Here is a 14191-nt window from a genome sequence, read left to right as displayed (position 1 = left end):
TAATATGAGCGATCCAGCAAAATCCGTCCGCATCGGCACCATGGTCAGTGCCACAAAAGGGGACGCCGCCGAACGAATCTCGGAAATTGGCGACCTTGGATTCGAGAGCTTTGAACCGTTTTTCTGGCAGACGACCAATGGCCAGGACCTTGCGGAGCTTGGCAAGCGCTGCGTCGAAGCCATCGGCGACCGCGACATCACCATTTCGACGCTCGGCATGTTCGGCAATCCGCTGGAAGAGACGGAGATGGACCTCCAGACCCTTCAAGGCTGGAAGGACTGCATCGACAACGCCCATCATTTCGGCGCAACCTGCGTGGCAGGCTTCACCGGCCGCGTCCGCGGCAAGCCTTTGCCGGACAGCCTTCCACGCTACAGGGAAATATGGAGCGAGCTGGCGAAGCGTGCTGCCGACAAGGGTGTGAAGATTGCCTTTGAAAACTGCGCCATGGACGGCAACTGGCAAACGGGTGACTGGAACATTGCTCACAATCCGGATGCCTGGGAACTGATGTTCAACGAGACGCCGGATGATAATATCGGTCTGGAGTGGGAGCCCTGCCACCAGATGGTCTACCTGATCGACCCGCTGCCGCAGATCCGCAAATGGGCGCACAAGATTTTCCACGTCCACGGCAAGGACGCGACCATCCGTTGGGATGTGGTCAAGGAGCACGGTATCTTTGGCAAGCACCCCTTCGTCTTCATGCGCACGCCGGGCTTTGGCGACAGCAATTGGACCGACATCATTTCCGAGCTTCGGCTGGCCGGCTGGTCCGGCTCCATCGATATCGAAGGCTGGCACGATCCGGTCTATCGCGATCAGCTGGAAATGACCGGGCAGGTTCATGCGCTCAACTATCTGAAGCACAGCCGGGGAGGGTCCTTCGTCGATCTCGCCGCAGAATATGGAGGCGGCGACCCGTCGCTTTTGTAAGACTCAAGCCGGGGGGAACCGGCATCGCAATCATGATCAAAGGAGGAGTATCATGACTATTGCAAAGCTAATGGGTGCAGTTGCACTTGCCGCATTGTCGACGCCCGCATGGGCCGAGCAGGTTCAGATCAATCTCTGGACCGTCGATCGACCGGGCGAATATCATTACAAGATGGCGGAGGAATTTTCCGCCAAGAACCCGGACATCAAGGTCAATGTCCGATCGGTCCAGTTTCCGGACATGGTCAACGAGTTGGCCAAGGCCATGGCGACAGGCGAAGCGCCGGACGTCACCTATATCGACAACCCGGATGTCGCGCTCTTTGCATCGCGCAAGCTGCTGCTCGACATGAAGCCGATGATCGACAAAAGCTCGGTGATCAAGCTCGATCAGATCCTGCCTGGCCCGCTCGCCTCCGTGACCTACAAGGACGGCGTCTACGGCATTCCGCGCGGGGCAAACACCATCGCGCTCTACTACAATGCCGACATGTACAAGGCCGCAGGGCTCGATCCGGACAAGCCGCCGCAGACATGGAACGAGCTTTATGATGCCGCCAAGAAGCTGACGCAACCTGATAAGGGCGTTTATGGCTTGGCCTTCTCCGCCGCAGCGACCGAGGAAGGTACCTTTCAGTTCCTCCCATGGCTGCAGATGGCAGGCGGTGATTACAACAAGGTCAATGTTCCGGGCGGTGTGGAAGCGCTCACACTCTGGAAGAAGTTCATCGATGAGGGGCTTGCCTCGAAGGACACGCTGATCCGTGGCCAGTGGGATTCGACGGGCACCTTCAATGCAGGCAACGCCGCCATGAGCATTTCCGGCCCATGGGAACTGCCGCGCATGAGCCAGGATGCGAAATTCGATTACCGTGTTGCGATCCTGCCGGTTCCGAAGGAAGGCGCTCCACATGCTTCCGCTTTGGGTGAAGGCGACAACGTCATCGTTGCCAACTCCAAGCATCCGAAGGAGGCGTTCAAGTTCATCGAATATATGTATGAGCAGATGCCGCGCGTCTGGAACGAGTTCGGCTATGTTCCTGCCTATCCGGTCAAGGTCGACGATCCCAAGTATCCGCAAGCCTATAAGGTGTTCGAGGAGTCGATGAAGTTTGCGCGCAATCGCGGCCCAAGCCCCGACTGGTCGAAGATTTCAAAGGCCATTCAAACCGCGATCCAGACGACTTTGACCGGCCAAGCCACAGCGGAAAATGCGCTGACGACAGCGCAGAAGTCGATCGACAAGATCCTCAAGTAAGCTGGTTGATCTGGTCCTTTGATCAAGAGGCTGCGGGCGCGTTGAGGTCCGCAGCCAGTTTTCAAACTGATTAAGCGCATGGTCCGCTTTGCTGGAATGCGGATGTGAGATGTCGGGAGGCGAAATGCTCCGTTTCAGAGTTTTCCGCGATGGCGGTGGGTTTGACAGCGCGCTGGTTCTGTTCGCGCTTGCCTACCTCGTTACCTTTTCGGCCTTCCCGTTGATCTACAATCTGGTGATCTCGTTCCAGAGCGTCGATCTTTTTACCATCGCCACCTTCGACCGCCCGTTTGCCGGTCTCGATAATTACCGCGAGATCATCGACGATCCGCTATTCATGCCGATCGTGCGCAACACCTTCCTCTTCGTCTTCCTGTCGGTGATCTTCCAGCTTGGGATCGGGCTGGCTCTTGCCTTGTTCTTCCGGCTTGATTTTCCCGGTGCCTCCTGGCTGCGCGGACTGTTTCTCGCGGGCTGGATCATGCCAGGGCTTGTGGTCGGTGCCATCTGGGGCTGGATTCTCGCCGGTGACTTCGGTGTGTTGAACTGGCTCCTGCAATCGGTGGGCCTCACCCAGCAGAAGATCTTCTGGCTTTCCGATCCGTCGATCTCGATCTACTCCGTTATCATCGCCAATATCTGGCTCGGCGTTCCCTTCAACATGATCCTGTTGTCCGTCGGTCTCGCCTCTATCCCCGATGACGTTTACGAGGCAGCGGAACTGGATGGAGCAACGCGCTTGCAGCGCTTCTTCACCATCACCCTGCCGATGATGCGGGCGCAACTCGGTGCCGTCATTTCGCTTGGCATCATTTTCACCCTGCAGCAGTTCGACCTCTTTGCGGCCCTGACACAAGGCGGTCCGTCGAATGCCTCCAACGTGCTGCAATATTGGTCCTGGGAGCTTGCCTTCCGCGAATACCGCATCGGCCATGGATCGGTCGTCTCCGTCGTGATGACCCTTCTGGTCATCGTCGTCGCCACCGCTTATGTCCGCTCGACGAGGCACGAACATGTTGTCTAGCACCCCCTGGAAACGCTGGCTCCTGCTGGCCATCGCCGTCGCTATCGTCGCGATCTACCTCTTCCCGCTCTACTGGATGTATGTCACCGCGCTGAAGACTAACACCGAGACCTTCGCCAACCCGCCGACACTCTGGCCGCATCATCCCGAGTTGAAGGTTACCCGTGTCTGGAACGACATGGGCATGGATACCTTTATCCAGAACTCGCTGGTCATCGCCTTCGGTACGGTCTCGCTTGTCGTGCTCTTCGGCACGGGTTGCGCCTACGCTCTGGCGCGTGTCCGCTCGGTCTGGATGGATCTGGCACTCTTCCTCGTTCTGATGCTGCAGGTCCTGCCGCCATCCCTGATGGTGACGCCGATCTTCGTCGCTTTCAGTCAGCTTGGCCTGCTGTCATGGCCGCGCACTGGCGTCATCCTGGCAACGGCTGCCAACAAGCTGCCGCTCTATATCGTTCTGGTGCGGGCAGCCTTTACCCAGGTGCCGCGCGAGCTTGAAGAGGCGGCGCTGGTGGATGGCAACAGCCGCATCGGCGCATTCCTTCGCATCTCGGTGCCGCTTGCCCGCAATGGCATTCTGGTTTCGGCGATCCTCATCTTTCTCCAGTCGCTGGGCGAATATGTCTATTCGCGCTCGCTCATCACCGACAGAGCCTTCCAGCCTGCGACTGTCGGCCTGCAGTTCTTCGTCGGGCCGAACGCCTCCGACTGGACCGGCATCATGACCTTCGCGGCGATCTATGTAACGCCCATTCTCATCATCTTCGTCCTGCTTCAGCGCCGCATCGTCAGCGGTCTGACATCCGGAGCGCTCAAATGACATTGCAGATCGAACTGTCCGGCATCCAGAAACATTACGGCGCCTACCATGCGCTGCGCGGCATCGATATCGCCATCCCAAAAGGCCAGTTCGTGGCGCTTGTCGGGCCGTCCGGCTGTGGCAAGTCGACCTTGCTGCGCACCCTTGCCGGGCTGGAGACAATCACCAGCGGCGCGATCCGCATCGAAGGCGAGGACATCACCCGCCAGCCGCCGCGCATGCGCGATATCGCCATGGTGTTCCAATCCTACGCGCTTTATCCGCATATGACGGTGGAGAAGAACCTCACCTATTCTTTGCGGCTGAAGGGCGTGTCAAAGCTCGAGGCACGTCGCAAGGCGGAAGAGATTGCCCAGATCACTGGCCTCACCGCGCTTCTGAACCGCTATCCGCGCGAGCTCTCCGGCGGTCAGCGCCAGCGTGTTGCGATGGGTCGTGCCATCATCCGCAATCCCAAGGCGTTCCTGTTCGATGAGCCACTATCCAATCTCGATGCAGCACTTCGCGTTCATATGCGGGCCGAAATCCGCAAATTGCACAACAGTCTCGGCGCGACCTCAGTGTATGTCACGCATGACCAGATCGAAGCCATGACCATGGCCGATCATGTCGTCGTCATGCGCGCCGGTGTGATCGAACAGCAGGGAGCGCCGCTTGAACTCTACGACCGGCCGGTCAACCGCTTCGTCGCTGGCTTCATCGGCTCTCCGGCGATGAACTTCGTGCCGGCTGTCGCTTCGGAGGATGGACGAACACTTGTTTTGAATTTCGGCGGCACATCGGAACCTCAGACAATCCTGTCGCCGGTTGCCTTCACGCCGGGCGCACGCGTGACCGTGGGCATCCGGCCGGAGCACATCACGCTTGCACCGCCCGGCTCATCGACCATCACCCTGCCGGTCGGGATCGTGGAAACGACAGGCTCTGCGACCTCCGTCACCACCGCAACCCAGCCGGAAATGACCGTCGCGCTTCAGGGAAGAAGCAATGTGAAAGCTGGTGACTTGGTCGGTTTCATCATCGATCCCGCGTCGCTGCATCTCTTCGACGATGAGACCGACAAACGACTTTGATCCTCAAGGATCGGTAAAGCCGGCTACATGCAGTTCCAATGCGCCTGCCTGCGGGTCGCTCTTGAAGAAGAGGGTGCCGTTGTCGTGGGATTCGGCTGCAACATAATCGAAGGTCACATCGGCTGTATCCGTCGCGCCGTCTACGCTGCGCAACGTGCCGACCACATGCACCGTTGCGGCCGTCGTCTGGCTGACATTGTGGATGGCGAAATTCACCCTGAAGCCGCTGCCGACAGGATCTGTCGAGATGACGGAGAGCTCGAAATCCGGCTTGGCGTCGTCATAGCGATAGATGTCCCATGAGATCCATCCGAGCAGTGCCATCACGAGCAACGACGAGACGATGCCGGTGACCCATTCGATCCAGTGGGGCGATGAGGTTTCGATATGGCCGTCTACGGAGGATTTGGTCATGGCGTTCTCATAATACGAGGCGGGCGGAAGCGGCGCCGATCGCCGCGGGAAAGCCCAAGATGACCACGGCTGCGGCAAACTCTGACAAGGATGTTCCCGTGAGCCGCTCGAAGCTCCACAGGCAGTAGAGGCTGATGCCAAGTGCGATGACATAACCCGGGATGGTGAAGCGGATGAAGGTGTGCCACCAGGCGCTGTCTTCCGATCGGCCGTGCCCGCCCTTGAAGTGCAGGGCATAGACGAAACCATGCATGAGCGTGAGCGACAGCAGCACAGTGATGAGTGTCTGATAGGGTGTGATCTTGTAGGCGATGAGGATCATCTCCTCTGTCGGGGCGACATTGAGCGCTAGGAAAAGGGCGCCCACCAACATCATGAACAGTTCAATGAAGTAGCTCGTTTCTGTCTCGGCGTCGTCGTCTTCCTCATCATCGTCTTCAGAATGCATGCCAAGCTGGCTGCGCCCGAGAAGCGCGCCGATGCTGGCGGGCACCGCCTGGATTGCGATCTTTGCCACCGTCGTGCTGGTCGTCACCTGGTCGTTGATCACCCCGAAGAGCGCAAGAATTGCAGCGCTGACGATGATCGCCAGGCCGTAAGCCGTCACCGCATCACGGATCGCTTCGAACCATGACGAGGTTTTTTCAAATCCCACGCGCTTTGCCAGGACGACCAGCAGCGGAATGTTGAGGACGCAGAGAAGAAGCAGCTTTTCATGCGACATGTAGAAGCCGAGGAACCACATCTCCATCGTCATGAACATCGGAAGCGCAAAGAGAAGCGCGCCACCGACGCCGCGCGCGAGCCCGGTCAGAAACTCGGTTTCCTTCGATGAATTTTGCGTCGCGCTCTCAGCCATCTTCTTCCCCCGGATGAGCTTATAACCGTCTGAATTATGGCCGGTTCCAGCAGGCGTAGAAGAGGATGTTCTGACGACGGTCGAGCGACTCAGTCGGGCACTCGGTCAAGGGGGTGCCGAAGTTAATTTTAGCAGGAGCGAAAGGTCCGCGTTAACCATTTGTTAACCAAATCACCGCTACCTCTCTATCAACGATTTCTTTACCAAGATGACCAAAGTGCTAACAGACTCGCGTTCGATCCGTATCAAGGGCCGCTCATTTCTGGCGGTCGTTCTTTCTCCCGAGTCGCCGCTGGATGTCTGGCTGGAGCGGCTGGACGATCTGGCAGCGCGCTCTGCCGGGTTCTTTCTGTCACGTCCGGTGGTGCTGGATGTGGCGGACCTGAAGCTCGATAAGGCAGGTTTGAAGTCCCTGCTTGCCGAGCTTTACCATCGCAACGTTGCGATCATGGGCATTGAAGGCGCACGCCCTTCGATGATCGAAACCGGAATGCCGCCCGCACTCAAAGGCGGCAAGCCGGCCTCCGATGTTGAGGTGGAGCCGGTGGCGCTCGCCGAGGTGGAAGCCCCGGCGGAGCAAAGAGCCCCGGTGAGCGAAATCCGCAGCGTCGTGCAGTCGCTGATGATCAGCGAGCCGGTGCGCTCGGGCCAGTCGATCATTTTCCCGGAAGGGGATGTGACGATCGTCGGTTCGGTCGCCTCCGGCGCAGAAGTGATCGCCGGCGGCTCGATCCATATTTACGGTGCGCTGCGCGGACGCGCCATGGCGGGCTCGCTGGGCAACGCTTCGGCACGCATCTTCTGCAAGAAGCTGGAAGCCGAGCTTCTCGCCATCGACGGTGTTTACAAGGTCGCTGAAGATATCGACCCGAAGCTTCGGGGGCAGGCCGTCCAGCTCTGGCTGGAAAACGATACGATCAAGGCGGACAAACTCAATTAAGCCGTAAGCGGCAGGAAACAGGAGATCAGGATGGGGAAGGTAGTTGTTGTTACCTCCGGCAAGGGAGGCGTCGGAAAGACGACGTCGACCGCAGCACTTGGCGCCGCGCTGGCCCAGAACAAGGAAAAGGTCGTCGTCGTGGATTTCGACGTCGGGCTTCGCAACCTTGATCTGGTCATGGGTGCGGAACGCCGCGTGGTCTACGATCTGGTCAATGTCATCCAGGGCGATGCCAAGCTGACGCAGGCTCTCATCCGCGACAAGCGTCTCGAAACGCTGTTCCTGCTGCCGGCCTCGCAAACCCGCGACAAGGACAATCTGACGCCGGAAGGTGTCGAGTGGGTCATTAATGAACTGAAGAAGCATTTTGACTGGGTGATCTGCGACAGCCCGGCTGGCATCGAACGCGGCGCGACACTTGCCATGCGCCACGCGGATGTCGCCGTCGTCGTCACCAATCCGGAAGTGTCTTCCGTTCGCGACTCCGACCGTATCATCGGCCTTCTCGATTCCAAGACGATCAAGGCCGAACGCGGCGAGCGGATGGAGAAGCATCTGTTGCTCACCCGTTACGATGCGGCACGTGCCGAGCGTGGCGACATGCTCAAGGTCGATGACGTTCTGGAAATCCTTTCCATTCCGCTGATTGGCATCATTCCCGAAAGCATGGACGTGCTGCGTGCTTCCAACGTCGGTGCGCCGGTCACGCTCGCTGACGCCAAGTCGGCACCGGCCATGGCCTATTTCGATGCGGCACGACGTCTGTCGGGTGAAGACATTCCGGTTTCCGTTCCGGGCGAAAAGCGCGGCATCTTTGCCAAGATTTTCGGGAGGGCCGCATGAGCATCTTCAACCTTTTCCGCAAACAGAAGTCCGCACCCGTCGCACGCGAACGGTTGCAGGTCCTTCTTGCGCATGAGCGCACCAATCAGGGTTCGGATCTGGTCGTCATTCTGCGTGAGGAAATCCTGGCGGCAATCGCCAAGCATGTGCAGATCGATAGCGATAAGGTCCATGTGAAGATGGACAGCGACGAGCATATGTCGCTTCTGGAAATCGATGTCGAAATCCCGCTGAGCGCGTCGCTCCGCGCAGCGTAAACAGCTTCAGATGACGCCGGGCACTGTCCCGGCGTTTTCTTTGGACGGTTTGAACTTTCCTTCTGCGGCGATTCTGGACTAAGCCTTTCTAAAGCATGTCGTCATCGCAAAACCGCTTCACCCTTTTGCGCGACATGCTTCGGACCGATAGCGAAGGATGATTTGATGGCAGAGGCGGAGAAGGCGGACGAGCAGGAAAAGCAAACGCACCGAAGGGGTTTTGGTGTTTCTACCGTCTACGAAACGCTGCGCAATGAAATCATCGAATTGCAGCTGGCACCCGGCAGCCCGATCGATGAGCTACAGCTCTCAGAACGGTTCTCCCTGTCGCGCACGCCCATTCGCGAGGCGCTGGTGCGTCTTTCCGCCGAAGGGCTGATCACGACGCTGACAAACCGAGCCACCATCGTCTCCCAGATCGACTTTCTAGGGTTGCCGGAATTCTTCGATGCTCTGACGTTGATGTATCGCGTCACGACGCGACTTGCCGCCGCCAACCACACGGAGGTGGATATCGCGCAGATCCGCACCCTGCAAAGCGCCTTTGCTCTGGCCGTCGAGCAACGCGATGCGCTTGCGATGATTTCCACCAATCGCGATTTTCATGTCGCGATCGCGCGCGCCGGCGGCAACCGCCATTATGTCGAGCTCTTCACCCGGCTTCTCGATGAGGGACGGCGGATCCTGCGGCTCTATTATTCTTCCTTCAACGATGTCCTGCCCAATCAGTATGTCAGCGAACATGAGGATATGATCCAGGCGATCATCGAGCGGAATGTCGAGAGGGCCGACGCACTGGCCAAGGCACATGCCGATCAGATCGTCACCCAGATTCGTTCCTACATCACTGCCGATACCCGCCAGAGCGCCAATCTGAGCCTTTAGCCAAAACAAGGGTTGATAAAGGGCGACACCTTTGCGTCCGCATTTCTTGTATTTTATTTGTCGACAAGGCTGTGATTCGATGCTATAGGAGCTGCATATCAAGCGGCAGTGGAGCCGCAGAAGGATTGGAAACCATGGCCAGCACGATCTTCACCGGATGCATTCCCGCCCTCATGACGCCTTGCAAGGCGGACAGAACCCCTGACTTCGATCTGCTCGTGAAGAAGGGCAAGGAGCTCATCGCCGCTGGAATGTCGGCAGTGGTCTATTGCGGTTCGATGGGTGATTGGCCGCTGTTGACGGACGAGCAGCGCCAGGAAGGCGTGCAGCGTCTTGCCGAAGCTGGCGTTCCCGTTATCGTGGGAACCGGCGCCATCAACACCAAGTCCGCAGTCAGCCATGCCGCACATGCTGCAAAGGTGGGCGCCAAGGGCTTGATGGTCATTCCGCGCGTTCTCTCCCGCGGATCGTCGGTTTCTGCGCAGAAGGCACATTTCTCTGCGATTCTGGAAGCGGCAAACGGTCTGCCAGCGGTGATCTACAACAGTCCCTATTACGGTTTTGCAACTCGCGCCGACCTCTTCTTCGATCTGCGCTCGCGCTATTCGAACCTCATCGGCTTCAAGGAGTTCGGCGGTAAGCAGGACATGACCTATGCCGCCGAAAACATCACCGCCGGTGACGATGATCTGACCCTGATGGTTGGTGTCGACACGGGCGTCTATCATGGCTTTGTCAATTGCGGTGCCGGCGGCGCCATCACTGGCATCGGCAATGCGCTGCCGAAGGAAGTGCTGCATCTCGTCGCTCTGTGCGAAAAGGCTGCCAAGGGCGATGCGGCGGCACGCGCCGAAGCACGCGAATTGGAAGAGGCGCTGACGGTGCTTTCAACCTATGACGAAGGTCCGGACCTCGTTTTGCACTACAAGTATCTGATGGTTCTGAACGGCGATACCGAATACACGCTGCACTTCAACGAAACGGACGAATTGAGCGCCTCGCAGCGCCGTCATCTGGAAAGCCAGTATACCTTGTTCCGCAATTGGTACGCGTCTCGTTATCCGGCTTGAATGCCGGATGCCTGAGGGCTTAGCCCTATTTTAGAACTCTGCCAGCGCGTCAGGAGTCCATTTCTGAGCTGCGCGATCGAGAACAAAGAAGAATGAGACGGCTGGACCTCAGCCGTCTTTTTTATTCAAGATCGGACGGACGAACTCATCACCGGTTGAAATAATCTGGAACAAAGCGAAAAACGGCTTCCTTGAGGGAGGAAGGGTCAACTGCGTCCAATCGACATGCATTAGGCAATGCTATTCTTCGCGCAATTTGTTTGGAGATTATTTAAAAGTTTAACCTACCGTTGCCCTAACGTTAGAGGGCTCGTCGCATGAAGAAGATTCTCAATTCCGTTTCTGGAAAGCTTATCCTGGCGACAGGAACAGCTATTGCCGGCATCATGATTGCTTACACTGCGGTCAATGTGGTCAACGTGAAGTCAGCAACAGAGCGTGACGTCATGGCGCTTGCCACCGAGAAGGCCGGCGCGGTCAGCGAGCAAATCGCTGGAGACATTTCCGTCGCGACATCTGCAGGTGCAACACTTGCTGCTACGATCGGCGGCTTCATCGAAAACGGTTCGCGCAGTCGCGCCGACATTGTTTCGATGATCGAGACAGTCGCGCCGCAATATCCGAACGTCTTCGGTGCATGGATGTGTGAACTGGTCGACGGCAAGAGCCCGAAGCCCACGGTCGGCACGGAGGGTCTCAACAAGGAAGGTATCTTCACGCCTTACTGGACCAAGAGCGACAGCGGCAAGGTTGAGTTCTCGACATGGTCGATCAAGCCGGAGGATGAGTATTACGGCGGCGTGCTAAAGACCGGTAAACCGCTCATCACCTCTCCCTATCTCACCAACATGAAAAAGCTCGTCACATCCGTCTCCGTACCTGTGACGGTGGGCGGCACCATGGTCGGCATGGCGGGCGTCGATATCAAGCTCGATGATTTGACCGCCAGCCTGTCGCAGATCAAGCCTTTCGAAGGCGGCAGCGTCATGCTGCTGGCCAGTAACGGCAAGTGGCTGGCGCATACCAACGCTGACAATCTGATGAAGGATTATTCCGATGTCGGCGCCGATCTCGTCAAGCAGGCTTTGGCAGACGGAAAGATGCGCGTGATCGAGGGTCTCCCGGACGGTTCTGTCCGCCTCATCTATCCCTTCACCGCACCTGGCATGAACACCACCTGGGCGACGGTTCTGGACGTGCCTTCGGCCGTTTTCTCCGGGCCTGTCTGGCAGCAGATCTACAGCATGCTGATCGGCGGCCTGATCATTCTCGGTGTGACACTTGGCGTCATCCTCGTTGCCACGCAGTTCCTGATCAAGAAGCCTCTCACGTCCGTTTTGGGTTCTGTCGGAAAGATGGCCAATGGCAATTACAAGGATCAGGTTGCCCAGACTGGCAAACCGGATGAACTTGGTAATCTCGCCGCAGCACTGGAAAAGTTCCGTTTCGCGCTTGCCCGCGGCGAAGACATCCAGGCCGAGCAGGAAGAACTCCAGCGCCAGGTCGAAACCGATCGCAAGCGCCAGAGCGACATCGACAATGCCAAGGCTGAAGATCTCCGGCATTTTGTCGAGATTGTTCAGAGCCGCTTCAATGCTCTGGCAACCGGCGACTTGACGGTTCGCATGAACGAGAAGGTCGCGCCGGAATTCGACACGATCCGCCAGAATTTCAACCTCTCGGTTTCTGCGCTCGAAGAGACGATCAGCAATGTCGTGCGTGCGGTCTATACGATCCGCTCGGGCCTCAGCGAAATTTCCACCGCCTCGAACGATCTTGCGCGCCGGACGGAGCAGCAGGCTGCCGCTCTGGAAGAAACCGTAGCAGCGCTCAGCGAGGTCACTCGTGGCGTGAATGATACGGCCGATGGCGCTACGAATGCGCAAAAAACCGTCGACAGCGCCAGGGCAGATGCCGAGAAGGGTGGCGATGTTGTTGCCCGTGCCGTTGCGGCAATGACCGAGATCCAGGGCTCGTCCAGCAAGATTGGCAATATTATCAGTGTCATCGATGAAATTGCATTCCAGACCAACCTCTTGGCGCTGAATGCAGGCGTCGAAGCGGCTCGCGCCGGTGAAGCCGGTAAGGGATTTGCCGTCGTTGCGCAGGAAGTGCGTGAATTGGCCCAGCGCTCGGCCACAGCGGCGAAAGAAATCAAGGGCTTGATCTCCACATCGTCCAGCCAGGTCGAAACGGGCGTGCACCTGGTTGAAGAAACGGGCAATTCGCTTGGTAAGATCGTCGAGCAGGTCCTCGGCATGAGCCAGACCGTCAACCAGATTGCAGCGGGCGCTCGTGAGCAGGCCATCAGCTTGAAGGAAGTCTCTTCTGCGGCTGACCAGATGGACAAGGTCACGCAGCAGAACGCAGCGATGGTGGAAGAAACCACCGCGGCCGCTCAAAACCTGTCACAGGAGACCGAAAACCTAGCCAGCATGGTGGGACGTTTCCGCGTCAGCGGTGAGACGAGGCTTGCCTCGAACCCGTCCCACGCGCGCTATGCGATGGCAAGCTGATCGACGAAACACCGATATGAGCGCCGCGCGTCGAGGAGGACACGCAGCGCTCTATCTTGTTTGAGTCGCCATCGTCCTTGCCGAAAACAGGTCCAGACCTTCGGGCCGATACCGTAGGGGCGAGGGGCTTACAAGATGCCCCAGGCCCTGAAGCGTCCGCGACCCGTTACTTCGCGGAGCTCCAGCTGATTAGCAAGAACCATCGCCCCTTGAGGAGTGGTACCGAGTTCCTTGACAATCATGGATGTAGAAACGACGGGGTTTGCCAGAACCAATTCAACCAGATCCGGTAGCCTCGAATTCGAGCGCTTTCCGATCAACCGTCTTTCCATGCGGCTCTTGCCGTTCAAAAGCCGGTGATGGTCTTTCATGCCGAGCTCAGCCGCTTCAGACATTCCATCGAGGATCGCGATCAGTCTTTCTTCCTGATCGTGGGAATGACGCCGTTCTCTGTGAATGGCACGAAGGCCGCTGTTGAGCGCCGGCAGGATCGTCAAACCGTTGGAACGAAGTGATGCGGCGGCCAGTTGCCTACCGAGCCAAGGGCTTCGGTCCGAGACCTGAATATCGCGCCAGGCATCCAGAAGAATGGCCGCCTGCAGCGGGGCTGGATAGTCTGAATACCGGTCGAGGAGCTTCCGCCACCTGTGAAGTCGCTCCTCTTCACTCTCTTCATCAGACTGGTCGAGGGCAAGACGATCGGTGGATGGTTCCGATTGAACGCGGTAGCTCAAGGCATCCGCAACAATCGCGTTGCTGCGCGAGAGCACGGCGTCCATCTCGGCCAATTCATCAGCAAGAGCGTCTTGCGCATCATCTGGCTCTTCAGGGTCCGCGTCTTGCTCATCAGACACCAGTTTTGACGGCGCGGATTGTGGCTGAACGTTCTTGCCGCGAAGCAGGTCGATGCCATGGTCGCTCAGCGCCCATTGTGGCGGATGACTTTCCATAAGCCGTCTGGCACGCAGGATACGGTGGGCATTGACGATTTCATTCGTCGGTGCACGAATGTCCATGCGTGCATCGTGCAGAACCAGATCCTCCACATGGACCAGTTCTCCGTCGACCCAGAGCGATGAGACAGCGTCGTGGAAGTTCTGTCGCTGCAGAAACCCCTCGCGGATAGGCGAGCGACTAACTCGTTCGTCAAGACGCGCCAAAGCCTCCCCCGCTCGCGTCAGGGCGCGCAGGAGCCTCGTGGCTTTCAGTAAAGCGAACTCGTAGGTCATTGGATTCACTTAAGAGGGAGACCGCATTGAAAGCAATCCTGCCTGTTCGGTTTCATACGATGTTCA

14 protein-coding genes are annotated in these 14191 nt (G+C 58.0%); 11 read left to right on the top strand and 3 right to left on the bottom strand.

Annotated features, from left to right (window positions below; genetic code table 11):
* Positions 1-4: 4 nt before the first annotated feature.
* From QE408_RS02930 to QE408_RS02910, 5 genes are all read left to right on the top strand, one after another.
* The gene (locus QE408_RS02930) at positions 5-937 is read left to right on the top strand and encodes a sugar phosphate isomerase/epimerase family protein (protein WP_306928394.1); all 933 of its coding nucleotides are present in this window, start codon (positions 5-7) and stop codon (positions 935-937) included.
* Between the two features lie 52 nt (positions 938-989).
* Positions 990-2195, top strand: coding sequence for an ABC transporter substrate-binding protein (locus tag QE408_RS02925; protein WP_306928392.1), 1206 nt, complete (start codon positions 990-992; stop codon positions 2193-2195).
* 124 nt (positions 2196-2319) lie between these two features.
* Positions 2320-3219: a carbohydrate ABC transporter permease gene (locus tag QE408_RS02920; protein ID WP_306928391.1), complete on the top strand. Its 900-nt coding sequence runs from the start codon at positions 2320-2322 to the stop codon at positions 3217-3219.
* Entirely contained in the window at positions 3209-4039 is an 831-nt protein-coding gene (locus QE408_RS02915) for a carbohydrate ABC transporter permease (protein ID WP_306928389.1), read from the top strand. Before QE408_RS02920 ends, QE408_RS02915 begins: the two co-directional genes overlap by 11 nt.
* Positions 4036-5112 carry an ABC transporter ATP-binding protein gene (locus QE408_RS02910; RefSeq protein WP_306928387.1) on the top strand — a complete coding sequence of 359 codons (1077 nt, stop codon included), beginning with the start codon at positions 4036-4038 and terminating at the stop codon, positions 5110-5112. Before QE408_RS02915 ends, QE408_RS02910 begins: the two co-directional genes overlap by 4 nt.
* A gap of 3 nt (positions 5113-5115) precedes the next feature.
* Here the strand turns inward: QE408_RS02910 and QE408_RS02905 are convergent, their stop codons facing one another.
* Both QE408_RS02905 and QE408_RS02900 read right to left on the bottom strand, forming a co-directional pair.
* Positions 5116-5526 (bottom strand): TIGR02588 family protein, encoded by a 411-nt coding sequence (locus tag QE408_RS02905; RefSeq protein WP_306928384.1) that lies wholly within the window; start codon positions 5524-5526, stop codon positions 5116-5118.
* 7 nt (positions 5527-5533) lie between these two features.
* Positions 5534-6385 carry a TIGR02587 family membrane protein gene (locus QE408_RS02900; protein WP_306928382.1) on the bottom strand — a complete coding sequence of 284 codons (852 nt, stop codon included), beginning with the start codon at positions 6383-6385 and terminating at the stop codon, positions 5534-5536.
* 208 nt (positions 6386-6593) lie between these two features.
* Between QE408_RS02900 and minC the strand changes: the two genes are divergently transcribed.
* The 6 genes from minC (at position 6594) to QE408_RS02870 (ending at position 12896) form a co-directional block, all read left to right on the top strand.
* Positions 6594-7325 (top strand): septum site-determining protein MinC, encoded by a 732-nt coding sequence (minC, locus tag QE408_RS02895; protein WP_306928380.1) that lies wholly within the window; start codon positions 6594-6596, stop codon positions 7323-7325.
* Positions 7326-7355: 30 nt separating this feature from the next.
* Positions 7356-8168: a septum site-determining protein MinD gene (gene minD / locus QE408_RS02890; RefSeq protein ID WP_306928379.1), complete on the top strand. Its 813-nt coding sequence runs from the start codon at positions 7356-7358 to the stop codon at positions 8166-8168.
* A complete protein-coding gene (gene minE, locus QE408_RS02885) occupies positions 8165-8425 on the top strand; it encodes a cell division topological specificity factor MinE (protein ID WP_062424021.1) in 261 nt (86 codons plus the stop codon). The genes minD and minE overlap by 4 nt, the downstream gene beginning before the upstream one ends.
* A gap of 165 nt (positions 8426-8590) precedes the next feature.
* A complete protein-coding gene (locus tag QE408_RS02880) occupies positions 8591-9310 on the top strand; it encodes a GntR family transcriptional regulator (protein WP_306928374.1) in 720 nt (239 codons plus the stop codon).
* A 134-nt stretch (positions 9311-9444) separates the two neighbouring features.
* Positions 9445-10380 (top strand): dihydrodipicolinate synthase family protein, encoded by a 936-nt coding sequence (locus QE408_RS02875; protein ID WP_306928372.1) that lies wholly within the window; start codon positions 9445-9447, stop codon positions 10378-10380.
* Positions 10381-10697: 317 nt separating this feature from the next.
* Positions 10698-12896, top strand: a complete 2199-nt coding sequence (locus QE408_RS02870; protein WP_306928371.1) for a methyl-accepting chemotaxis protein — start codon at positions 10698-10700, stop codon at positions 12894-12896.
* A gap of 128 nt (positions 12897-13024) precedes the next feature.
* Here the strand turns inward: QE408_RS02870 and QE408_RS02865 are convergent, their stop codons facing one another.
* Positions 13025-14125 (bottom strand): RHE_PE00001 family protein, encoded by a 1101-nt coding sequence (locus QE408_RS02865; RefSeq protein ID WP_306928368.1) that lies wholly within the window; start codon positions 14123-14125, stop codon positions 13025-13027.
* Between the last annotated feature and the right edge of the window lie 66 nt (positions 14126-14191).

Source organism: Agrobacterium larrymoorei, assembly GCF_030819275.1.
In the GTDB taxonomy this organism is placed as follows: Bacteria; Pseudomonadota; Alphaproteobacteria; order Rhizobiales; family Rhizobiaceae; genus Agrobacterium; species Agrobacterium larrymoorei_B.
This window is presented reverse-complemented; position numbering and strand designations above follow the sequence as displayed.